A 23,455-nucleotide genomic window follows, 5' to 3' on the forward strand; every position below is an offset into this window, starting at 1 on the left:
GTTAGGCTCAAGGGAAAAGCGAAACTTACAGTAGTCGTCAGTTTAATTCTAGAATTGGAATATTTTAGAAGAACCTGACCACGGCGAAGGGTAATAACCTTTACATGGCGAAAGAGTTTCAATATCTTTGACATTCTTAAATAACTTCCTCTAATGATGTAGATTATAAATACTACTAAATATTTTATATTTATTGATCAAAAATAAATTGCAATTTAAAGGAATTTTAATAATTATCTCTCTAATATAGTTTTAAAAAATAAATTCTAAAAAACCAATATAAACGAGAGTTAATCAATATAACATAATAATATTTATGGTTACAGTTGATAATAAAAATTATCGATATATTTAATTAAAAAAAATGATAAATCTATTAAATAATAATTTGTTAATTTGTACTAATTTACCCGAAAGTAATGTAATTATTTTTAATTATAAATGGTCACTAATATTTATTTTGTTAGGTATCTCAATTATTAAAGCTAGAATGATTCAATCAAAAAATGAATTCATTACTAACGCTTGTTTATGAAGAAAAATTCACCGAATGGAATTTTGGTTTCTGATTTTATGAGTCTAGTTATTATTTTTAAAAATAATTAAATAAAAATTTCAAAATATTCATGATATATAAAATCTATATTAATATTATTTTTTGATGTATATTAATTAATAATGATTTATGAAAATATTAAAAAGATTAATAATACTTGAAAAGCTAGAACTCTCAGAATTACTAAAAAACCACCCAACTTATTCGAGAAATCTACAAATAATATTTTAATCATTTATTTATAAATAATTTATTGTTAAATGGGTAAATTAGAAGTTTTATTATTAACAATTGCCATAAAATTCTATATTGTGGATATTATTAATTAATAATCTTTTAATAAATAAAAATTTTTTGATTTATAAAAAAATAAAATATCTGTGAATGTCATAAAATAAATAAGTAATAATTTATTTAAGTTAGCAATAACAAAGATATTAGGCGCCAGATGCTTGGAAACTTGCTTGTCTGGTTCCGTGAGGGGCTAATTTCGAATATGAAAGCGTAAATTTCGCTTTCCAAAAACCGATTTAATCTATCTCGATATAGTACTCGTAGGGGTCATGTCCTACCAAGGCGCAGGTAATTCCTGTTACACAAGGGGAAGAAAAACAGAGGAAAAGATACATATAATAATGTATAATTTAACTCGGAAAGCCGTATGCATAGGAATATGCCCGTGCGGTTTGGGTGAGGGTTTAACATAATTTATATAAATATTTATGGAAATGAGTTATGTTATTTCTATTCACATGAACAAGATGAATATAGTGTTAATTTCGATAATTCTTTAGAATATATTTCTGCTTCAACACCATCTAGTTCTGATTCTTTATATAACACAAACATTAATAATCAAAAAACTGATAAAATAGATGATAAAAAATTAGATTCACCTACTACTACTACATTAAATAAAACAATTGATTTGTTAGGTAATATAGCTGGAAATGTTGCTGATAAGGGCCTTCTAAATAAATTAGGTGATTATATTGATAAAAAGATAAATCAATATTATGATGGTCAAAGTCAAAGCGCTAAACCTTTAGAATATGTAACAACATCTGATAATTCAAAATCTTTAGGACAAGGTCAGTTAAAGGTAGGCCATGCAGAAACTGATAATTCAAAATCTTTAGGACAAGGTCAGTTAAAGGTAGGCCATGCAGAAACTGATAATTCAAAATCTTTAGGACAAGGTCAGTTAAAGGTAGGCCATGCAGAAACTGATAATTCAAAATCTTTAGGACAAGGTCAGTTCAATAGAAACCGTGTAGTCTTTAATTCTCAGAAATCTCCTAGACGATCAAAAAACAAAAAAACAAGATATATCTCTAATCAAAATCAGAATTTGGATTCTGTAGAGTATAAGGAAAAAACTGAAAAAAAGCTATAAATAAATTGCAAAAACAAGATAATGATATTTTAGAATTAAAAAATATTTATTATGATGAAATATCTTCTATCACCGCAAATGAAGACTTGTTAACATCAATAGATTCTGAATACAAAGATAACAAAAAAATTTCTACAAATGACAATTCGTTAACAATAATAGATTCTGAATACGAAGATAACGAAAAACTTTCTGTAATTTCCGATAGTTTGATGGAAAAAGATTTAGATTACGGTGAAAAATATCTTAATAAAAAATCTTCTACAAATGCTAATGCTAAAATAATTAAAGATATTCCCCGATCTAAAAAAATCTCGCCATCTGTATTAAAAACTATTATAGCTTCTTCGTTTGGTTTGATACGCACAACTTTTTATAAAATTGTTTTTGCTTTCAGATAATGTTTTTGACAATTATATTAATATGTTTTTTTATTAAAATTATAAGTTTCTTGATTTTTTAGTCCAATATATAAATATTGTAATTATTATTAATTTCGTTACTAACTCATTTAATTTAACATAAAATAATTTAAATCTTAATATAAAAATATATGGGATGTAATGTACGTACTTTTATCTAATTAGTATTGTATGTATTATTTTAATAATTAAATGTGGTTTTTTATAAATTATAATTATAATAAGCAAATTAATTAAAAATTAATTTGTTTATTTTTTTTGTTTTTTAAAAAAAAATTATTAGATGTAGAGCATTTCAAAAAAAATTTAATTATAAAAAAATATTTTGTTTTTTATCATAATTTAATCAATTAAGTTTAAATAATATTTAAAACAAACAATTACAACGGAAGGCATAAATTTATTATTATGTTAGGAACATCAACAAAATGGTTCCTTGCTTTGTTTATTTACTTGCCCTTAATTATTGTCATTTTAGGATTTTTGTATTATTTAATTTTTTATTATCAACAAAAAATTAAAAGAATTATACAAACAACAAAAAAAAATGCTCAAGAAAAAATTTCTAATGCCCAAATAATAGCTCAAGAAATGATTTCAAAAGCTAAACAAGAAATCCATATTTTAAAAAAAGAAGTGGAAGAAGATTTGAATTTAAGAAGACGCATAATTGTTAATTTAGAAGAACAGATTATTCATAAAGAAGAATTATTAAATTCTCGTACTAGATATTTAAACGATAAAGAAGAATTGTTGTATATGAAAGAACAAAAAATTAATATTTCTCAAACACAAATTGAACAAATGCAAAATAAAGTTCAAAATCTCATTATAAAACAACAAAATGAATTAGAAAACATTGCTTCTTTAACTAAGGAACAAGCTAAAAAAATTATTATGGATGAAATTCGCAAAAATTCTCAACAAGAAATTATGAGTTATATAAAATCTCAAGAAGAAGAATGTAAATTTCAAGTTAAAAAGAAAGCTAATGTTTTGTTAGTTTCGGCTATGCAACAATTATCTCGTAAAATCTCTTCTGAAAATAATGTGGATATAGTTTATTTAGATAATAACGAATTAAAGGGGAGAATTATTGGCAAAGAAGGACGAAATATTAGAACTTTTCAAATTATAACAGGAGTAGATTTAATTATAGATGATATACCAAATACTGTTATATTAAGTTCTTTTGATGCTAAAAGACGTGAAATAGCACGTCGAACTTTAGAATTTTTAATTTTAGATGGACGTATTACACCTGTTAGTATAGAGCAAACTTTTACCAAGGTTCAAGATGAACTCGATAATTTTATTCAAGATATAGGTGAAGAAGCTGTTTTAGAAGCTAAAATAGGGTTTTTAAACGAAGAATTAATAAAATTATTAGGTTCTTTGCATTTTCGTACTAGTCATGGTCAAAATGTTTTACAACATTCTTTAGAAGTATCTTTTTTAGCAGGTAAATTAGCTGCAGAAATAGGAGAAAATGAATTATTAGCTCGTAGAGCAGGTTTATTGCATGATATTGGAAAATCTTTAGATTATCAATTAGAAGGAAGTCATGTAAAAATAGGTTTAGATATTGTTATGAAACATAAAGAACCTTTAGAAGTAATAGATGCTGTAGCATCTCATCATGAAGATCAAGAACCTAGTAGTATTATTGCTGTTTTGGTTGCTATTGCAGATGCCATTAGCGCTTCTAGACCAGGCGCTCGCCGTGATTCATTAGATAATTATATTAAAAGAATTACTCAATTAGAAGAAATCGCTAATAAAATTCCCGGTGTAGAAAAATCTTATGCTATTAAGTCTGGTCGAGAAATAAGAGTTATTGTGGATCCTAAACAAATTGATGATTTAGCAATTTTTACAGTAATTCAAACAATTAAAGATCAAATTATGAAAAATATTAGATATAATGGTAGTATTAAAATAACTGTTATTAGAGAAGTTCGTTTGACCGAAATTTCAAATTTAAGCATTAGTTAATTTTAATACAAAGGTAGTATCATTATGAATATTCTTTTTATTGGAGATATTTGCGGTTCCATAGGAATTAATTATTTAATTGAAAAAATTAATTTTTTAAAACAACGTTATCAAATTAATATTGTTGTCGCTAACGCAGAAAATGCTGCAGAAGGACAAGGATTAGATTTTCAAAGTTTTTATAATTTAAAAATTTCAGGTGTGAATATGATTACTATGGGAAATCATACTTGGAAAAATCATGATTTAAAGTCATTTATAGAGCATACTAATATTATAAGACCGTTAAATGATGATAGTTTACATATAGGTTATGGTCATAAAATTATTAAGTATAAAGATAAAAAACTTTTAATTATGAACGCTTTGGGTCGGGTTTTTATGAATAATAAATTTTTATCTTGCCCTTTTAAAAAAGTAGAAAATGTTTTAAAAGTTTATAAAAATCAATATCATTATGCTTTATTAGATTTTCATGCTCAGGCGACTAGCGAAAAACTAGCTTTAGCGAATTATTTTGATGGAAGAATTAATGCTATTGTCGGTACTCATACTCATGTTCAAACAAATGATGAAAGAATTTTGCCTAAAAAAACTCTTTATATTTCAGATGTAGGTATGACAGGCCCTTTGGATGGTATAATAGGTCAAGATAAAAATATTATTATTAATAATTTTTTAAATAATCATAAATTAAAACATAAAATTGCTAAAGGCAAAAGACAATTAAATGGAGTGGTTTTGACATTAGGTAAAAAACAAAAAATTATGAAAATTAAATATCATGAATAATAAAATGCAAAAAAAAATTATAGTTATTGTAGGTCCAACTGCTTCAGGAAAAACTTCTCTTTCTTTGAAATTAGCTAATTTTTTTTGTGGAGAAATTATTAATGCTGATTCAGTTCAAATGTATAAAGAATTTGATATTGGTTCTTCCAAAATTTCGCTTAAAGATACTCATATCCCTCATCATTTGTTGGACATTATTAATCCTGGAGAACAATATAATATTTTTTATTTCCAAAAAGATGTAAGAAATAAAATTATGAATATTAAAATTCCTTTTATTGTTGGTGGCAGTGGTCTTTATATTAAAGCAGCTTTATTTGATTATGAATTAAATATTTCTAAAAATTATGAAAATCAATTTTATCAAAATGTAACCATCGAACATATGTTAACTTTTCTTTTCGAAAAAGATCCGAATTTAGTTTTAGATATTAAAAACCCGCGCCGGATTATTAGTGCTTATCGTCAAGCAATTTGTAATAGTTTAAGGTCTCAAAAGAATGGTTCAAACAGGCCATTATTTGATATTTTGACTATTTATTTGAATATAGAAACTCAATTTTTAAAACCGCGTGTTATATTAAGATTAGAACAAATGTTAAAACAAGGTTTTGTTCAAGAAGTTAAATATTTAATGAATAAATATCCTAATGCTAATTTTAATATTATTGGTTATCGAGAGATTAAAGAGTTTTTGGAAAAGAAAATTTCTTTTCAACAAGCTTATGATTTAATCATTACCAAAACTCTTAAATATGCTAAAAGACAAAAAACTTGGTTTATGAATCAAATGTTATCTTTGGTGCAATTAGAAGCTTTGGATCCTCAATTAGAAACGAAATCTATTGATATAATTAAAAATTTTTTGAAAAAAGGTAAATTAAATGATTAATACAAATGATTTTAAAACAGGAATGACTATTAAATTAAAAAATAATATTTATCAAATAATTGATTTTCTTCATGTTAAACCTGGTAAGGGTTCTGCTTTTGTTAGAAGTAAATTAAAAAATTTAAAAACAGGTAGTATTATTGAATATACTTTCAATTCAGGTATTAAAATTGAAACAGCTTTAGTAAATAAATTGAAATTAAAATTTTCTTATATACAAAACGGAATATACGTTTTTTTTAACGAAAATACTTATGAACAAATTGAAATTGCTGAATCAGATGTTAAAAATATTAAAAAATATTTAGCTGAAAATGTTATGGTTGAATTTCTTTTTTGTGATCAAAATAATATTTTAGGAACAATTTTACCAGATAAAATAGTTTTAAAAGTGCATCAAACAGATCCTGTTATTTCCGGAGACAATAATCGTAAAAGCAATACTGCTTATAAAGAAGCTGTTTTAGAGACAGGTTTAATTATAAAAGTTCCTGTGTTTATTGAAACAGGAGAAAAGATTATTATTAATACCTCTAATGATTGTTATGTTTCTCGTTATAACGAAAAATAAATTTAATCATTTAAAATTTTTTTTATGTTTAAGAATTTTTTATTTTAATTAAAATATTGTTTATATTAAGGAGTTTCTTTTATTGCTATGAATTTTAAAGTAGCTATTGATGGCCCAGCTGGAGCTGGTAAAAGTACTGTTAGTCAACTATTAGCTAATAAATTAAAATGGTTTTATTTAAATACCGGATTATTATTTCGTATAATTACTTTTTATATATTAAAAAGTGAAATTAATTATAATAATGATAATTTGGCTTTTCATGAATTAGAAAAATTATTACAAAATTTAAATATTAGGTTAACAAATAATGGTTTTTATTTAAATAATGAATATTTTTCTGTTAATTTAAACGATTTTGATATTGAAAGTAAAGTTTCAAATATTTCTTCTTTGTTACCTGTTAGAAATAAAATTTTAATATTACAACATCAAATAATGCGTGAACATGATTATATTATTATGGATGGACGGGATATTGGTACCGTTGTTATGCCCGATGCTAATTTAAAAATTTTTTTAACTGCTAGTATAAAGCAACGAGCTTTAAGGAAACAAAAAGATTTACAAATTAAAAATAAAGATTTTATAAATTTATTTGAGATAATGAAAAAAATTAAATTACGAGATTTAAAAGATGAAAAACGCTCTATTGCTCCTTTAAAAAAAGCAGCAGATGCTATTTTAATAGATAGTACTAATTTGTCTATTGAAGAAACAGTGAATGCAATAGAGAATTTAATTAAAAGGGAAATATCGGTTAAAACATGTTTAAAGTAGCTATTGTAGGTCGCCCTAATGTAGGTAAATCTAGTTTATTTAATCGTCTTTTAAGGCAAAGATTAGCTATAGTGGATTCGAAAGCTGGCACTACTAAAGATCGTATTTATGCTGATACTCAATGGTTAAATCAAAATTTTATCATTATTGACACAGGTGGTATTAGTTTTAACGATTTACCTTTTCAGGAAAAAATTCAATATCAAACTCAAATAGCTATTCAAGAAGCGGATGTAATTGTATTTGTAACAGATATTCGAGATGGAATTACTCAAGATGATTTGTTAATAGCAAAACTTTTATATTCGAAAATTTCAAAAGTAATATTGGCAGTTAATAAAATGGATAATGTTAATTTATTATCGGAAACTTATGATTTTTACAGTTTAGGTTTTAATGAAATTTTAGGTATTAGTGTTCTCCATGGTATCGGTATAGGGACGCTTTTGGATAGTATTATTTCTAAACGTCCATTAGAGCAAATTCCTAATAACATTAAAACTGAAGATATGGTTAAGTTTTGTGTGATTGGAAAACCTAATGTTGGTAAATCTACTTTTATAAATGCTTTATTATCCGAAGAAAGAATGATTGTTTCTAGTATTCCTGGAACTACCACAGATATAGTTGATAATATATTTGAATATAATAAGCGTTTTTATTGTATTGTTGACACAGCAGGTTTAAAAAAAAGAGGGCAAATAAAAGCTGGTAAAGAAAAATACAGTTTTTTAAGAACTTCGATGGCTATATTAGAAAGCGATATTGTTTGTTTTATGATGGATTCGAGTCAAAAAATTAGTGATCAAGATAAAAATATCGCTTCTATGATTTTTAAAGCAAATAAACCTTGTATTATTATCGCTAACAAATGGGATTTAATTTCAAAAACAGATCAGGTTTATGATACATTTAAGATTAATATAAGAAATGAATTAAAATTTCTTGATTATATGCCATTAATTAATATTTCTGCTTTGCAAAAATATAATTTAGATGAGTTTATAAAGATTTTGGATAAGATTTTTGCCAATTATAAAAGTAATTTTACAGATCATGTTTTGAATGATATTTTGTATAAAGCTATTCAATTAAATCCGCCTCACATTTTTCAACAAGGTAAAGCTCGTTTTTATTATTTAAAACAAATTTTTAATAAACCGCCTACTTTTGTTTGTTTGGTTAATGAACCGAAATTTATTCATTTTTCTTATGAGAGATTTTTGAAAAATCAATTGAGATTAAATTTAGAATTACAAGGGTTACCTATTAAAATCATTTTCAAAAGGAAAAGTTAGCGTATATGCAAGAAAAAATTACTATTATAGGCGGTGGAGCTTGGGGAACTACTTTAGCTCAAGTTTTATCAGATAATGGCCATTGGGTTTTAGTATATGATAATAATATTGAATATGTAAATTGTATTAAACAACATAAACACCCTGTTTTTATTAAAGCTTTAAATCAAAAAATTCAAGCTACTTATATTTTATCTGAAGCTTTATTATATTCTGATTTAATAATTTTATCTATACCTGCGCAAAAAATAAGATTATTGTTGCGAGAAATCAATGTTATTTTGGAACAACGATCAAAAAATTTTATTAATGTTTCTAAAGGTATAGAAGTGGAAAGTTATAAGACTATTCAAGAAATTATTCAAGAAGAATTGGATTCATTTAAAATTGGTAATTATGGTTGCCTTATGGGGCCATCTCATGCTGAAGAAGTTATTGAAGGATATTTAACTTTTTTAGTATCTGCTTCTTCTGATTTACAATTCGCTAAATTGATAAATCGTATTTTTACTAATAAAAATTATTTAAAAGTTTTTTTGTCTAATGATGTTTATGGTTGCGAGATATGTAGTGCTTTTAAAAATGTTTTGTCTTTAATCAGTGGTATTTTAGATAGGAATAATTTTAAAAATAATGCTAAATCCGCTTTTTTTAGTATAGCTATTATGGAATTATATAAGTTAATGAAATGTTTAGGGTTTTCTTTAGAAACAATTTTAAGCGTAGCAGGTTTAGGTGATTTAATAGTAACGAGTTTTAATGAAAATTCTCGTAATTATAAAGCTGGTATCCAAATAGGTTTAGGTTTGGATATTGCATCAATTTATCATAATAGTCAACAAACTATAGAAGGTATTAATAATTTAAAAGCTTTTTATCATTTAATGTTAGATAAAAATATAAAATTGCCCCTTATTAAAAGTGCTTATCAAGTGGTTATAGAAAATAAACCTATAAATTATCTCTTTAAAGCGATTATGAAATAAATTTACATTAAAATAACGATTTTGTGTTAATAAAACTTATTTTTATGCTAAAATCAAACTAGATTCAAGTTTTTTGACATTATTTTAATGTTTAAGAATATATTTATATTATTTTGTTCATAAAAACATTAATTTATTTTCTCTAAATTTGGATTTTAATAAAAAGTTAAAAAGATTTTTAGCTTTTATTTAATTGAAAATGATTTTAAAATTTAATAAAGGAGCCAAAACAAATAATGAGTAAGGCTGAATTGATATCTAAAGTAGCTAAAGATACAAATATGAAAAAAAAAGATGTTGTTAAATTTTTCAAATCTTTATATGATATCATGGGTGACACTTTAAATAAAAAAGAAAAATTTACAATTCCTTATTTAGGTTTTTTTAAAATGTCCTATCGTAAATCAAGAAAATTTAAAATACCTACTACATCTGAAATCAGAATTACTCCTCCTCAAACAGTACCAACATTTAAAATGAGTCCTAAAGTTAAAAGAGATTTTAAAAAAATCTTATCCGAATAATAAAATATATAAATTAAATTGTTGGAAAAAGAGGTTGATTTTTTTTGAATTATTTAGATCAAAATATTAATCATTATCGCCATTTTATTGGAGCTAAAGTTAGTGTTGCAGGCGAACAAGAAATAGGTGTAGTTACTAGAATTGATATTCAAAATAAAATTGTATGTGTTTTATTTAAGAAAATGAGAGAAGTAAAATATCGTTATCCAGAGGTTTTGGATAAAAAACTTATTAAAATAATTGAAATTTAATGTAAATTAAATTTTTTTGTAGTTCAATTTCAATATAGTTTAATAAATATTAAATATTTAAAAATTTTATTATAGTATTAAAAGAATAGTTTTATAGCTATTTTTTTAATTTATAACGATATTAATTATCGTTTTAATTTTAGTAATAATTTGGATTATTTAGTTTTCAGAATATTCATGAGGTTATTAGAAAAATGAGTGAATTAGTAAAATTATTTTGTCAGAAATGTGGCAGAGAAAATTATCATACTTATAAAAATAAAAAACAAAATTCTAAAAATTTGGAATTAAATAAATACTGTCCTTTCGAAAGAAAATATTTACTCCATAAAGAGAAAAAATAAATTAATTTAATGATTAAAAGAATATTAATTTATATTATTTTTTCAGTTATTTAAATGCAATAAATTTTAAATTTTTATTATTTAGATATTTTGGAAAATAGTATTTTTACTTCTTTTATTATTATTTTTATGGCCCTGTAGCCAAGTGGTAAGGCATAGCTCTGCAAAAGCTTGAACATCGGTTCGAATCCGTTCAGGGCCTCCATTTTTTTAATATATGTTTCAAATATATTATTTTAATTGTAAATTAAATTGAATTTATTGTATTTGGAAATATATATTATTGAATTTTTTTATAAAATAATATTTTTTATAGATTTAAATATTATATAATAGTAGCATATGAATAAAAAAATGAAATTAATTTTAGCTATTGTTTCATCAGAAGATGCTGATGAAGTACAACATAATTTAAGTAAAAATAACTTTTTTAGCACAAGATTATCAACTCAAGGAGGCTTTTTAAGTAAAAAAAATGTTACTTTAATTATAGGTTTATCAGTTGATAAAGTGGAACAAGCTATAGAAATTATTAGATTCCATTCTCGACAAAAAACACAAATTATACCGAATGATATTTTAAATGAATTTTCCGCTTATTACTCTTTGCCTTCTGAAGTTTCTGTTGGTGGAGCTACTATTTTTATTTTAGATGTGGAAAAATTTTTAAAGTTATAATTATTCGTTAAAGGAGAAATATTTAATAATATTGATTGACATAAATAATAATTAATTTAATTAATCTATTGATTAATTTAAATTAATTTTGTTTTTGTAGTTTGAAAGGATATCACTGAGCCATGGCTTTGAATAAAGAGCAAAAGAAAAAAATTTTAGAACAATGTGATGCTAATCTCGTGAATACGGGTTCCAATAAAGTACAGTTTAATTTATTAAACTCTAATATCGAAGTATTATCATATCATGTTAAAAAACATCCTGGTGATTTTCAAGCTAAACGTAGTTTAATTATTAAACGTCATCAGTTAAAAATAATAAAAAGAAATATTCTTAATTAAGTTTTTATCTTAATCAAATATTTCTTTTTTATTTTTTTTTAAGTATTTAAATATTAAAAAAGTATTACCAATTTTTATAAAAATAAATAAAAATTTTAGACATAATAAAATATTAAATTTTTTACTTATAAAAATAAAATAATTACTATATAAAATTGTTTATAAAAAATTAAAAAAATAATTTGGTGATGTTAAAAATCTGTTATCTATTTGTTTGTTGTTTAAAGATAAGAGAAGTTATATTTACTGCATATAGCGAAATACATTGGTAAAAATTTTATAATCGATTTTTATTTTTAATTAATTATTTTTTCGATCATTCTTATTAATTTCAAAATTTTTTTGATTTATCTAAAATATGGCCTAAAATTTCTTTAGTAATTTTGGCCATTGATTTTGAGTTGATTTATGTACGATATTTTAATAAATATAATTACATGGCGTTTTAATTGTTAGGTGTCTTATTTAATTGAATAATCTTTTAAATTTAAAAAAATTTCAATAATTTTTAATCTTTTTAATAATTAATAAAATATATTTTCTTGCTAATTTTTTGATTTTATTAAATTTAAATATTTATTAATTCGATTTTGATTAATTTATAATTTTTCGAAATTTTATTTTTAAAAATTATTAAATTTTAAAATTTAATAAAATAATATTTTATTTATTAAAAATATTTATTTAGTGATAATTAATAAAAAATTTTTGTTTAGTTTGTTTTTTTACTTTAACAGTAATAATTTTTTATAAATATTGTTAATTTTTATGGAGCGAGTGAAGGGAATCGAACCCTCATTATATGCTTGGCAAGCATATGTAATAACCATTATACGACACCCGCATTTTAATTATAAATTATAATTTTTTTAAAAATTATTATTTAGTTTCTCTTACTATTAGATTTTACCAAAAAATTTAATGGATTTTACAAAATAATTGGTGCCCTTAATAAGAATTGAACTTATATTACATCATTACCATTGATGTGTTTTACCATTAAACTATAAGGGCTATATTGTTTAGCATTTAATAAATAATTATATCATAAACATAATAAAAAAAATAATTTTTGTAATATTAAATTTTATTGTTTCATTGTTAAATATAATATTTAATTTTATTATGAATTTGTGTATAATGGAAGTGACTATTTCGACTAATTAAAATAAAATTAGAGAATGAAATTAGAATGCAATTGCAGAGGAGTTTTTTTTAAAATGTCAGCAGATCAAATTAGTCCACGTAGTATAGGTTATTTAAAGTTTTTTTCAGAAAAAAGAACAACAGATAATCATGAAGAAAAAGGAAATTATGGATTTATTTATAGAAATCCTAATTTATCCGAAGAACAGCAATTAATGTTGCAAAATAAAGTACAAGAATTAAAAGATATGTCATCAGATTCTGAATTTTCAAGCGATGCTATTAATGACAAATATTCAGAAATTAAAGAGTTAATTGGTTTAGATACTAAATCATTAGAAGAAGTTTTTTTCCATGTTTCACAAATTGCAGATAGATCTGTTATAGAAATGACGCCTGAAGATAGAAGAAATTTTTTTTATCAAGGTGCTCTTTTTGAATTTGATGTAGAATCTACCCAGCAAGGTTTAAAAGCTGTGCGAATTAATAAAATTTTTTAATTTATTTTTATATATCATAAAAAAAGACTTGCAAAAGTCTTTTTTTATTGTTAGGTATAAAAAATAATTTATTGTTATAAAGTGTAATATAAGGAAGTGAGTTTTTAATCAATAAATGCAAAAGTTTACTGTAGAATCAGTTACTCAAGGACATCCTGACAAAATAGCAGATCAAATTTCTGATGTTTTATTAGATGCTTATCTTAAACAAGATTCTAATGCAAAAGTCGCTATTGAAACGATAGTAACTAAAAATAAAATTATTCTTTGTGGAGAAATTAAAAGTTCTATTAATTTAGAAAAACAAACAATAGAAACTATTATTCGAGAAACAGTAAAAAATATAGGATATATAAATAAAGAAGATAATTTTTATTATTCAGATTTGTTAATCGTTAATTTAAGGGCGGAAAAGATGCCTAAATATTTCGCAATTTAACCTATTGTACGTTTTGGAACAAAAAACGGCAACAGAGAATTGGTTATTTCTATGAAAATAGAAGTAATTATAGCAAATTCTCAAAGCAACGTGAGTAGAATATAGCTATACAAGAAAGCGATTGCAAGTTGAAATATGATTATGGATAAATTCTAGAAGCAGAATTGAAGAGAAAAAAGGAGTAATAACGAAACCTGTTGTAGCTATTTATTCGACAGTTTGCAATCTTATAAAAGGATATTAAATGTCTTTTATAATTGTTCTTTTCTTTTGGAAAAAATTTTATTTGCAATCCTACCAATATTATATTTTTTTATAATTAAATATTATTTGGTCTTCTCGCCTAATATCATGAGGTAAATATTTAGAGTAACTTTCATCTCCCTAAACTTTTTTGTATTTCAAAAAAGCAAGGGAAAAGCAGAATCATAGTAGTCGAGAGATATTTAAAGCTTAAAATGGAATTTTTAAGTGAACTGACTCTCCAAGGAAATTAGGAAAGCTAATTGCAAGGCGAAAGAGAAACTAAAACATTTTAATAAATTTTAATTTATTTATGTTTTGGAACCGCCGGATGCTTGGAAACTTGCTTGTCCGGTGGTGTGGGGGGCTTAGAGTAAATGAATGAAATACTTAAAACGCTCTAATTTCTATCCCGATTAAATCAACAATCTGAAGAAATTGGGCGCAAAAGATGCGCATAATTCCGCTATTTAACGCATAGCCTGGAGCGATAATCTCCAGAGGTCACGTAAACACTGTAAGGTGGGCTTGATTAATTGTCTCGAAAGAGTAATTAATAACAGCAAAAGCACGCAAGCGCGATGAGACGAAATATCTAGTCAATAAGTCAGCGCCAGACCAGAAGTTAAGGAGAAGGTGAAAATCCCTAAGCGGTTAGGTAGCGTGGTAATCTGTAAACATTCTGGTAAGGTATTGACACCAGGATTAGGAAAGATATATGATGTTAGAATTTTGCATCATTTATATTATCAATATGGTTAAAAACTAACCCTTTTCTACACTAATTTCATTAAAATATTGTTATTAATATTTTTATGAATGCTCCAATTGGCAACAATTGTAAACTGCACCTAACACTTCTCGTAGAATTATGTCGTAACTTTGATCTCCCTAAAAGCACCACCAAAGGGTTAAAACTAACAGCTGTTAGGCTCAAGGGAAAAGCGAAACTTACAGTAGTCGTCAGTTTAATTCTAGGATTGGAATATTTTAGAAGAACCTGACCACGGCAAAGGGTAATAACCTTTACATGGCGAAAGAGTTTCAATATCTGTAATCAGATATTAGGCGCCGGATGCTTGGAAACTTGCTTGTCCGGTTCTGTGGGGGGCTAATTGCGAATATGAAAGTTAAATTATCAATGCACTTTCTAAACCGAGTTAATCTATCCCGATCATAAAGCTGTTTCTGTCAATGGTGGCGCTGGTGATCAAGGTTTAATGTTTGGTTATGCTACAAACGAAACAGCCTATTTTATGCCTTTACAGTTTATATTAGCTCGAAATTTATCTTTACAATTAACTAAAATAAGAGAAAATAAAATTTTACCTTTTTTAAAACCAGATGGTAAAACACAATTAACTATGATATATGATGAAAATGGTAATGCTAGTTATATTGATTCGATTGTTGTTTCTTGTCATCATAGTGATATTGTTAAAAATAATAAAAATTTTTCAGATTCTATTATAAAATACATCATTAACCCTATTATTCCATCGAAATTTATCAATTTAAAAACTAAATTTTATATTAATCCAGCAGGAAGTTTTGCACAAGGAGGTCCTTGTTTTGATACCGGATTAACTGGGAGAAAAATTATCCAAGATAGTTATGGTAGCGGAGTGCATCATGGAGGCGGTTGTTTTAGCGGCAAAGATGCTTCTAAAGTAGATCGTAGCGGAGCGTATATGTTAAGGTATTTAGCCAAAAATATTGTTGCTTCGGGAATTTGTGATAAATGCGAATTACAAATAGCTTATGTAATTGGATTAAATTTTCCTGTTGGTTTGTTTATTAATACTTTTAATACTAGTAATGTTGATGACAATTTAATTCTAGATACTATTTATAAGAATTTTGATTTAAGTCCTCAAGGTATTATTAAGAAATTAAAGTTAACTAAACCTATTTTTAATATTACTGCTAGATATGGACATTTTGGTATTAATAATGATCAATTTACTTGGGAAAAAACAGATCAAATTAAATTATTTTCTCAATTGTTAAAAAAAAATTAATTAATATATTTATTTTTATTTTTAGTTTTTAATATATTAAATATGTTAAATTTGGTGGAATATTTAATTTATTTCGATATTTTAATACTATTAAGATAATTTTAATTGTAAAAATATTCTTTAATAAATATTTATTATGTAATAATTGTAGTATTTTAAGGTTATTTTGTAAAAGGTTATAAGAAAAAATTATATGAAAAATAAATTAGTTAAAACGGTTCATTGTCGTGATATTAATTTTAGTCAATGGTATACAGACCTTTGTTTAAAAGCTAAATTAATTTCTTATTCTGATGTACCAGGTTTTTTTATTTATTTGCCCAATGGTTACTTTTTGTGGGAAATGATACAAAAATTTTTAAATCATTATTTAAAAAAAAGTAATCATAGGAATGTTTATTTTCCATTACTTTTTTCTGAAAATTTATTTCAACTCGAAAAAGAACATATTCAAGGTTTTGCTCCTGAAACTCTTATTATCGATAATGTTGCTAATCAACCTTTATTGTCTAGATTAATTCTGCGTCCTACTTCAGAAGTAATTTTTGCCAAGTATTATTCGAGTGTTATTACTTCTTATAGAGATTTGCCTAAATTATTTAATCAATGGTGCAGCGTAGTCCGTTGGGAAAAAAATACTAAACCTTTTTTAAGGAGTAAAGAATTTTTATGGCAAGAAGGACATACAGTTCATGCTACTAAACAAGAAGCTCTTAAAGAAACTCTTTATATTTTAAATTTGTATAAAAAATTAGGTAAAGAATTATTAGCTATACCTTTTATTTCAGGCATCAAAACAGAAAAAGAAAAATTTAAAGGGGCTTTAATCACTTATGCTATTGAAACTTTAATGTATGACGGTCAATCTTTGCAAGCAGGTACTTCTCATTATTTAGGAACTAATTTTTCTAAAATTTTTAAGATTCAATTTCAAGATCAAAATTCTATTATGCAATTAGCACATCAAACATCTTGGGCTGTTTCGTCTAGATTAATAGGTGCCATTATTATGGTACATGGCGATGATGAAGGGTTAGTGATGCCACCTTATATTGCGCCTATACAAATAGTTATTATTCCTTTAAGATTAAATAATTCACTTTTATTAACAAAAGTTAATTTTTATTATAAACAATTGTTTAAAAAATATCGTACTAAATTAGATATACAAAATAAAAATGTTGGATGGAAATTTAGTCATTATGAATTGCAAGGAGTTCCTTTGAGATTAGAAATAGGAGAACAAGAATTACAAAACGAACAAGTAACCATTTTTATTAGACACAGTCGAAAAAAACTTGTTATTAATGCTTCCGAATTGTTGTTAAATATCTCGAATTTGATTAAAAATATTCATAAAAACATGTTCGATAATGCTTTGCAACGTATGGAAAAAAATATTTATATTGCTAATAATTATGAAGAGTTTAAAATTTATTTATCTAAAAAGGGATATGTTAAGATGAGTGTTTTAGCTAACGAAGCGGAAGATATTATCAAAAAAGAAACAGGAGCAACAGCTAGAGTTATTTTAAAAGAAAAATTATTAAATAAAATTTGTCCTGTTACTAACAAAAAAGCAAATCAAACTATTTTATTTGCTAGAGCTTATTAAAAACATTGTAATTAAAATGAATTTAGAATTTAACGATTTTACTTTTATTTGAATTTATGGTAGAATTATTAAAAGTTGTTCTTGATAAAAGAAGAAATTAAAAAAAGGAGAATAAGGTAATTTAAACGTATATGGAAAATGATGATAAAAATAATTATTTAAAAAGTTTTATTTTTTATAACCCATATTTTATTACAGTTAAATGTGAAAGAGGTTATAGAATAAAATGAGTATAATTATTTTGACTATCATAGCATTAATTTTTATCAATGCTTTATTGTCAGCTATTGAAATTTCTTTAGTTTCTTTAAGTGAAAGCAAATTAGATCTTGAAATAGAAAAAGGTATTAAAAAAGCCGTAAAAATTAAAAAAATTAAATCTAAACCTACTCATTTTTTGTCTGTAATTCAAATAGTTATTCATATATTAACAGTTATTCAAGGTTATATGTTGCATCATGATTCTCATGGTGAAATTCAAATTTTATTAACTATTCTTTCTTTGGTTTTAGGGGATATTATTCCTAAGCGAATTGCTTTAATTTATCCTTTAAAAACTGCTTATTATTTGTTAGGTTTGTTTAATTTAGTTTGTTTTTTTATGAAACCTTTTGTTTGGTTGTTACATCAAATAAGCAATCTCATTTTATATTGTTTAAGAATTGATCCGAATAAAACTCAAGATATTGTTTCAGAAGATGAATTACGTTTTTTATTAAGTGCTTCTTATAGTCAAGGAGTTATTAATAGTAATGAAAACAATATGATACAAAATATTTTTGATTTTAATACCACTAAAGTTTCAGATATTATGCGTCATAGAAAAGAAATTGTAGCTATTCGTCATGATATTAGTATTAATGAATTGAGAGAATTTATTTTAAAAGAAAAATATACTCGATTTCCTGTTTATATGGAAAATTTAGATAAGATTTTAGGAATCGTTCATATTAAAGATCTTTTTAAGGTTTTATTAGTTACAAATGATCAACGTCCTTATAAGAATAATTATTCAAAGTTTAATATTAATCATTATTTAAGGCGAGTTTTTTATATTACAGAATTTAAAAATATTAGCGAATTATTGAAAGAAATGCAGTCTAAACAAAAACATATGGCTATTGTAGTTGATGAATACGGAGGTACAGCTGGTATCGTAACTATTGAGGATGTTATTGAAGAAATTCTAGGCGAAATTCAGGATGAATATGATAAAAACGATTTCGAAATTGTAAAAATTTCCGATCAAGAATTTATTATAAAAGGTACTGCTCATCTGTGTGATATAGAAGAATATTTAAACGCTAATTTACCAGTAGATGATTATGATACTTTAAGCGGTTTTATGTTAGATAAATTGCGTAGAATGCCAGAAAGTAATGAAAAAATTCGAATAATGTATAATGATTGGATTTTTGATGGTTTATCTCATAACGGTTTAGTTATAACCAAAGTTAGAGTTACTAAATCTAATATTCCTAAACAAATAAAATGATTTTAATTTTTTTATATCGACAATAATTAAAATTTTTTTATTAATTTTATTGTTTAAATTAATAATAATTATTAGGCATATTCCTTAGAAGGTTTGGTTTTCGTTATATATGAATTCTTTGTTTTATAATTCTGAAATATCATTATTAGTAGAAGAGTTACAAACTAATTTAAAAACAGGATTGACAGAACAACAAGTTCAATCTAGATTAATCGAACATGGTTTGAATACATTGTTCAAGCCCAAACCTAAGTCTTTAATAAAAAAATTTTTAAATCAATTTAATAATTTTTTTATATATATTTTATTAACATCAGCGTTTATTACTTTAATTATAGGTATTTTAAATCGTCATCAAGAAGAATTGTATGAAGGTATTTTAATTTTTTTAATTATATTAGGTAATGCTATTTTTGGTGTTTTTCATGAGTATCAAAAAGATAAATCTTTTGATATTATTACCCAAACTACTAAAATATATGTCAAAGTTTTACGAGAATCTAATATAAAATCCGTTGTTAGTGATCATTTAGTTCCAGGAGATATTATTTTTTTAGATAAAGGAGATATAGTTCCTGCTGATTTACGTCTATTAACTTCTAATAATTTACAAGTGGATGAAGCCATTTTAACAGGTGAATCAAATTCAGTTACTAAAAATACTAACGTTCAAGTTATTGATTCAAATTTATTAAATAATAAAAATTTGTTATTTATGAATACTGTTATAATTAATGGAAATGCCCAAGCTGTAGTTATTAATACAGGAATGAGAACGCAAATAGGTCGTATTACTAAATTGTCTCAAACAGTTAAAAAAGAAAAAACAGTTTTAGAATTTTATTTACAAAGATTAACTAAAATTTTGAGTTTTATTATTTTTATTTTGATTTTTATAAATTTTCTTTTTAATATTTTAAAATATTATTTATTTTTCAATAGTTTGAATTGGAATATTATAAGTAGTTATTTATTATCTTCCATTGCTTTAATTGTGGCTGTTATTCCTGAAGGTTTATTAGCTATTATGACTATTATTTTTGCTTTTGGAGTAAAAAAAATTGCTAAATCCAATGCTATTGTTAAAAGTTTAAAAACATTAGAACGTTTGGGAGCTATTAATGTTATTTGTACAGATAAAACAGGAACACTTACTCAAAATAAATTATTAATTAAATTTTTATATGTTTATTCAAATCACTTTAATATTGATTATTCTAGTCAATTAATTCCTGATAATTTAATTTCTAATTATCAACAATTAATTAATTATGGTATTTTATGTAATAGTATTGCTCAACATGATAATGAAAAAAATATTTCTTGTTTTGATTTATTAGATTCTGTAGATCGTTCTTTTTTGGAATTAGCTAAATTTTTAAATATTGATATTAATGTATTACGAAAACAATATAAATTAATTAAAATGTTTCCTTTTGATGACGAGTTCAAATTAATGATTACTATATATAAAGATAAAAATAAATATTTTACTATTGTTAAAGGTGCTGGTGAAATTTTATTGGATTTATCATATTATATTTGTATTAATAATACAAAAAATAATGTTATTAAAAATGCAAAATATAAAGACGAATTTGAATTTCAATTAAATAAACAAGCTAAAATAGGTTATAAAATATTAGGAGTCGCTTATACAAATTTTTTTGATTCTCAGTTTTTATCTGATAATATTTCTGTTAAAGAAATTTTATATATTTTACGTCGAAATCTTATTTTAGTGGGATTAACAGGTATCGAAGATCCTTTAAAATTGGAAGTTTTCCAGTCTATTCAGGAATGTCATAACTCTAATATTCAAACTATTATGATTACAGGTGATAATCGTTATACAGCTATCAAAGTAGCTAATAAATTAAACATTTTAAATAAAAAAACAGATTTAGTAATCGATGGATCTGAATTAGATAAATTAGATGAAAAAAAATTATTACAAAATTTGACGAATATTAAAGTTTATGCTCGTACTATTCCGGAACATAAATTAAAAATTGTTCGAGCTTGGCAGAAATTAGGTTATGTAGTTGCTATGATTGGTGATGGTGTTAATGATGTGCCTAGTATCAAACAAGCTGATGTAGGATTGGCTATGGGTTTGAATGGTACTGAAATTACTAAACAAAGCGCTGATATTGTTTTGATGGATGATAATTTTAATACTATTGTAACATCTATTAAAGAAGGGCAAAATGTTTTTGTTAATATTCGTAAAAGTTTAATGTTTTTATTAAGTTGTAATATGGGAGAAATTTGTCTTATATTATTTAATAGTTTATTGGGATTTTTTTGTTTTCCTTTGGATTTTGTTATTTTAAATACTTTACAAATACTTTGGATTAATTTAGTTACTGATTCTTTAGTGGCTTTAGCTTTAGGTATGGAGCCGCCTGAGACTAATATGATAAATAATTCCATGGTTAAAAAAGACATTAATTTTTTAAATAAAGCGTCATTGTATAAAATTTGTTTCGAAGGTTTGATGTTGGGCGTTATTGTTTTTGGTTCTGCTATTTTAGGATATTATATACATGATGTCGATAATGCTAAATATGCTCAAACTTTTGCTTTTATGGTTTTGGCTTTTTCACAATTATTTCATGCTTGGAATTTTAGAAGTTTATCAGAATCTATTTTTTCTCTTAAAACAAAAAATCCGATTTTTATTATTTATTTTATAATAAGTTTTTTAGTGCAATTAATTATTTTATTTATTCCTATTTGCCAAAAATATTTTAATTTGGCTAATTTATCGTTTTGGGATATTAATATAATTATGTTTTTGTCTTTTATCCCTATATTTATTATTGAATTGTATAAAAAATATTTGAAGTATAAATTGATTTAATATTTTTTGTATTTTTATTGTATTGGTTAAATTTTAATAATTTTTGAAAACATTTTAAAATTATTATTAATTATTTTTTTAGTTTTTATTGATTTTTGGTAATTTTTGTTATTTTTGATGGGGCGCCAAAGAGTCCTAAATTTCGTACTATTTAACCAATAGTCAGGGCCGATAAACCTTGAAAGGAGATGGTCGGTTTAGTAAACGAAAGAATACTGAATTATAGCAGACCATAAAAGCGGGTTGTGACGAAAGCAAATTAGTCAAGATGACTCCGCCACCGAATAATTCGATGGAGAAGCCTGTAATGGCCTAAGAAGGAAAATGGATGTAATTAATGAACCTATCTGTAAGTTGCTTGACCCAGATAGTCCGGAATCTATCGATATTTATATTTTGTATTGGATAGTTTATCAGATAAAGGAAACCTGGAATCAGCCTCTTAACGAGGATACTTCCCCTAAAGAATTAAGGTAGAATTTTAGTGTAACTTGGAGAATCCTAAAACTAAGTAATTAAATTTACTAATCCGGAAATAAAAGTCTGGATGGTCAAGGATAAAACATCTTTTTAGTAGTCGTAAGGGTAAACCTAGATGTGGAATAATCTAGTTAATCGTCTTATCAAGAAGAAGGTTAATCACCCTTATAGGGCGAAAGAACAAAGTAATTTACTAGTTATTCAATGGTATCAGGAAAAGGGGTTGATATATTATGTCAACAACAGTTTCACCAGAAACTAAACTTTTACAAACATTGAATAGAATTCAAAATTGTTCATCAAATGGTTACTCTCTAAAAAGAGAGCTGCAACAAGGAATGAATAACTTTTATAACACGTTAACAGCATTCAATAGAATCGCCGCTAACAAAGGGGCGGGTACACCTGGAATTGACAATAAAACCATCGATGGAATCAATCTGGAAAGATTAAAAAGATACTATCGGGAATACGTCAATAATGGTTACCACCCAAAACCAGTCAAAAAAATCTTCATTCCTAAAGATAATAAAAAAACCCGACCTTTGGGCATACCGACCATCAAGGATAGATTGATGCAAAAATGCCTGGAACAACTCTTAACTTCCTATTTCGAAAATATCTTCTCAGAATGGAGCTTTGGATTTAGAACCAAAAAATCTTGCCATGATGCTATCAAACGCGTCAAACAAAGATTTAAAGGAATAGATTATATTATCAAAATCGACTTAAAAGGTTACTTTGATACCATTAATCATGAGATTCTGATGAGAACCTTCAATCAGTTCATCAAAAAGCATAAAACGCTCTCAAACATTAACAAA

The 23,455-nt window shown here is 24.7% G+C and carries 21 protein-coding genes and 3 tRNA genes; 22 read left to right on the forward strand and 2 right to left on the reverse strand.

What is annotated here, in order from left to right; genetic code table 11:
* Positions 1-1,484: 1,484 nt before the first annotated feature.
* The 15 genes from OC710_RS00890 (at position 1,485) to OC710_RS00960 (ending at position 11,826) form a co-directional block, all read left to right on the forward strand.
* A complete protein-coding gene (locus OC710_RS00890; RefSeq protein ID WP_304513455.1) occupies positions 1,485-1,952 on the forward strand; it encodes a hypothetical protein in 468 nt (155 codons plus the stop codon).
* Positions 1,953-1,957: 5 nt separating this feature from the next.
* Positions 1,958-2,353 (forward strand): hypothetical protein, encoded by a 396-nt coding sequence (locus OC710_RS00895; protein ID WP_004995078.1) that lies wholly within the window; start codon positions 1,958-1,960, stop codon positions 2,351-2,353.
* A 429-nt stretch (positions 2,354-2,782) separates the two neighbouring features.
* Entirely contained in the window at positions 2,783-4,369 is a 1,587-nt protein-coding gene (gene rny / locus OC710_RS00900; RefSeq protein ID WP_004995075.1) for a ribonuclease Y, read from the forward strand.
* Positions 4,370-4,393: 24 nt separating this feature from the next.
* Positions 4,394-5,161 (forward strand): TIGR00282 family metallophosphoesterase, encoded by a 768-nt coding sequence (locus OC710_RS00905; RefSeq protein WP_004995072.1) that lies wholly within the window; start codon positions 4,394-4,396, stop codon positions 5,159-5,161.
* Positions 5,154-6,053: a tRNA (adenosine(37)-N6)-dimethylallyltransferase MiaA gene (miaA, locus tag OC710_RS00910; protein ID WP_004995069.1), complete on the forward strand. Its 900-nt coding sequence runs from the start codon at positions 5,154-5,156 to the stop codon at positions 6,051-6,053. Before OC710_RS00905 ends, miaA begins: the two co-directional genes overlap by 8 nt.
* Positions 6,046-6,624, forward strand: coding sequence for an elongation factor P (efp, locus tag OC710_RS00915; RefSeq protein WP_004995066.1), 579 nt, complete (start codon positions 6,046-6,048; stop codon positions 6,622-6,624). The genes miaA and efp overlap by 8 nt, the downstream gene beginning before the upstream one ends.
* A gap of 87 nt (positions 6,625-6,711) precedes the next feature.
* Complete coding sequence (cmk, locus tag OC710_RS00920) at positions 6,712-7,404, forward strand: (d)CMP kinase (protein ID WP_004995063.1); 693 nt, start codon at positions 6,712-6,714, stop codon at positions 7,402-7,404.
* The gene (gene der / locus OC710_RS00925; protein WP_004995061.1) at positions 7,392-8,702 is read left to right on the forward strand and encodes a ribosome biogenesis GTPase Der; all 1,311 of its coding nucleotides are present in this window, start codon (positions 7,392-7,394) and stop codon (positions 8,700-8,702) included. The genes cmk and der overlap by 13 nt, the downstream gene beginning before the upstream one ends.
* Before the next feature lie 5 nt (positions 8,703-8,707).
* Entirely contained in the window at positions 8,708-9,688 is a 981-nt protein-coding gene (locus OC710_RS00930; protein ID WP_004995060.1) for an NAD(P)H-dependent glycerol-3-phosphate dehydrogenase, read from the forward strand.
* A gap of 236 nt (positions 9,689-9,924) precedes the next feature.
* Entirely contained in the window at positions 9,925-10,212 is a 288-nt protein-coding gene (locus OC710_RS00935) for an HU family DNA-binding protein (protein ID WP_004995059.1), read from the forward strand.
* A gap of 44 nt (positions 10,213-10,256) precedes the next feature.
* The gene (locus tag OC710_RS00940; protein ID WP_004995057.1) at positions 10,257-10,463 is read left to right on the forward strand and encodes a hypothetical protein; all 207 of its coding nucleotides are present in this window, start codon (positions 10,257-10,259) and stop codon (positions 10,461-10,463) included.
* A gap of 194 nt (positions 10,464-10,657) precedes the next feature.
* On the forward strand, positions 10,658-10,807 hold the full coding sequence (gene rpmG / locus OC710_RS00945) for a 50S ribosomal protein L33 (RefSeq protein ID WP_004995055.1): 150 nt from the start codon (positions 10,658-10,660) through the stop codon (positions 10,805-10,807).
* Between the two features lie 131 nt (positions 10,808-10,938).
* A tRNA-Cys gene (locus OC710_RS00950) sits at positions 10,939-11,012 on the forward strand.
* A 149-nt stretch (positions 11,013-11,161) separates the two neighbouring features.
* A complete protein-coding gene (locus OC710_RS00955) occupies positions 11,162-11,485 on the forward strand; it encodes a cyclic-di-AMP receptor (protein WP_004995053.1) in 324 nt (107 codons plus the stop codon).
* A 122-nt stretch (positions 11,486-11,607) separates the two neighbouring features.
* Entirely contained in the window at positions 11,608-11,826 is a 219-nt protein-coding gene (locus OC710_RS00960; protein WP_004995051.1) for a 30S ribosomal protein S15, read from the forward strand.
* Between the two features lie 769 nt (positions 11,827-12,595).
* Here the strand turns inward: OC710_RS00960 and OC710_RS00965 are convergent.
* Together OC710_RS00965 and OC710_RS00970 are read right to left on the reverse strand one after the other, a co-directional pair.
* Positions 12,596-12,670, reverse strand: a tRNA-Gly gene (locus OC710_RS00965).
* A 96-nt stretch (positions 12,671-12,766) separates the two neighbouring features.
* A tRNA-Thr gene (locus tag OC710_RS00970) sits at positions 12,767-12,840 on the reverse strand.
* Positions 12,841-13,046: 206 nt separating this feature from the next.
* Here OC710_RS00970 and OC710_RS00975 point away from each other — a divergent pair.
* The 7 genes from OC710_RS00975 to OC710_RS01005 all read left to right on the forward strand — a co-directional run.
* Positions 13,047-13,472: a hypothetical protein gene (locus OC710_RS00975; RefSeq protein ID WP_004995049.1), complete on the forward strand. Its 426-nt coding sequence runs from the start codon at positions 13,047-13,049 to the stop codon at positions 13,470-13,472.
* A 115-nt stretch (positions 13,473-13,587) separates the two neighbouring features.
* Positions 13,588-13,911 carry an S-adenosylmethionine synthetase N-terminal domain-containing protein gene (locus OC710_RS00980; RefSeq protein ID WP_036690887.1) on the forward strand — a complete coding sequence of 108 codons (324 nt, stop codon included), beginning with the start codon at positions 13,588-13,590 and terminating at the stop codon, positions 13,909-13,911.
* 1,406 nt (positions 13,912-15,317) lie between these two features.
* Positions 15,318-16,175 (forward strand): methionine adenosyltransferase, encoded by an 858-nt coding sequence (metK, locus tag OC710_RS00985; RefSeq protein WP_275040465.1) that lies wholly within the window; start codon positions 15,318-15,320, stop codon positions 16,173-16,175.
* Positions 16,176-16,368: 193 nt separating this feature from the next.
* Complete coding sequence (proS, locus tag OC710_RS00990; protein WP_004995047.1) at positions 16,369-17,790, forward strand: proline--tRNA ligase; 1,422 nt, start codon at positions 16,369-16,371, stop codon at positions 17,788-17,790.
* Positions 17,791-18,016: 226 nt separating this feature from the next.
* The gene (locus OC710_RS00995) at positions 18,017-19,285 is read left to right on the forward strand and encodes a hemolysin family protein (protein ID WP_004995043.1); all 1,269 of its coding nucleotides are present in this window, start codon (positions 18,017-18,019) and stop codon (positions 19,283-19,285) included.
* A gap of 109 nt (positions 19,286-19,394) precedes the next feature.
* Positions 19,395-22,151 carry a cation-translocating P-type ATPase gene (locus OC710_RS01000; protein ID WP_004995042.1) on the forward strand — a complete coding sequence of 919 codons (2,757 nt, stop codon included), beginning with the start codon at positions 19,395-19,397 and terminating at the stop codon, positions 22,149-22,151.
* 713 nt (positions 22,152-22,864) lie between these two features.
* A partial coding sequence (locus OC710_RS01005; protein WP_304514966.1) for a reverse transcriptase domain-containing protein occupies positions 22,865-23,455 on the forward strand: 591 nt, incomplete at its 3' end.

The organism is 'Vigna radiata' phytoplasma, assembly GCF_030586915.1.
In the GTDB taxonomy this organism is placed as follows: domain Bacteria; phylum Bacillota_I; class Bacilli_A; order Acholeplasmatales; family Acholeplasmataceae; genus Phytoplasma; species Phytoplasma australasiaticum.

Bases quoted from the DNA above. Each gene is read 5' to 3' on its own strand.
- rny (WP_004995075.1), top strand. From the start codon at position 2,783: ATGTTAGGAACATCAACAAAATGGTTCCTTGCTTTGTTTATTTACTTG.
- OC710_RS00905 (WP_004995072.1), top strand. From the start codon at position 4,394: ATGAATATTCTTTTTATTGGAGATATTTGCGGTTCCATAGGAATTAAT.
- miaA (WP_004995069.1), top strand. From the start codon at position 5,154: ATGAATAATAAAATGCAAAAAAAAATTATAGTTATTGTAGGTCCAACT.
- efp (WP_004995066.1), top strand. From the start codon at position 6,046: ATGATTAATACAAATGATTTTAAAACAGGAATGACTATTAAATTAAAA.
- cmk (WP_004995063.1), top strand. From the start codon at position 6,712: ATGAATTTTAAAGTAGCTATTGATGGCCCAGCTGGAGCTGGTAAAAGT.
- der (WP_004995061.1), top strand. From the start codon at position 7,392: ATGTTTAAAGTAGCTATTGTAGGTCGCCCTAATGTAGGTAAATCTAGT.
- OC710_RS00930 (WP_004995060.1), top strand. From the start codon at position 8,708: ATGCAAGAAAAAATTACTATTATAGGCGGTGGAGCTTGGGGAACTACT.
- OC710_RS00935 (WP_004995059.1), top strand. From the start codon at position 9,925: ATGAGTAAGGCTGAATTGATATCTAAAGTAGCTAAAGATACAAATATG.
- rpmG (WP_004995055.1), top strand. From the start codon at position 10,658: ATGAGTGAATTAGTAAAATTATTTTGTCAGAAATGTGGCAGAGAAAAT.
- OC710_RS00955 (WP_004995053.1), top strand. From the start codon at position 11,162: ATGAAATTAATTTTAGCTATTGTTTCATCAGAAGATGCTGATGAAGTA.
- OC710_RS00960 (WP_004995051.1), top strand. From the start codon at position 11,608: ATGGCTTTGAATAAAGAGCAAAAGAAAAAAATTTTAGAACAATGTGAT.
- OC710_RS00975 (WP_004995049.1), top strand. From the start codon at position 13,047: ATGTCAGCAGATCAAATTAGTCCACGTAGTATAGGTTATTTAAAGTTT.
- OC710_RS00980 (WP_036690887.1), top strand. From the start codon at position 13,588: ATGCAAAAGTTTACTGTAGAATCAGTTACTCAAGGACATCCTGACAAA.
- proS (WP_004995047.1), top strand. From the start codon at position 16,369: ATGAAAAATAAATTAGTTAAAACGGTTCATTGTCGTGATATTAATTTT.
- OC710_RS00995 (WP_004995043.1), top strand. From the start codon at position 18,017: ATGAGTATAATTATTTTGACTATCATAGCATTAATTTTTATCAATGCT.
- OC710_RS01000 (WP_004995042.1), top strand. From the start codon at position 19,395: ATGAATTCTTTGTTTTATAATTCTGAAATATCATTATTAGTAGAAGAG.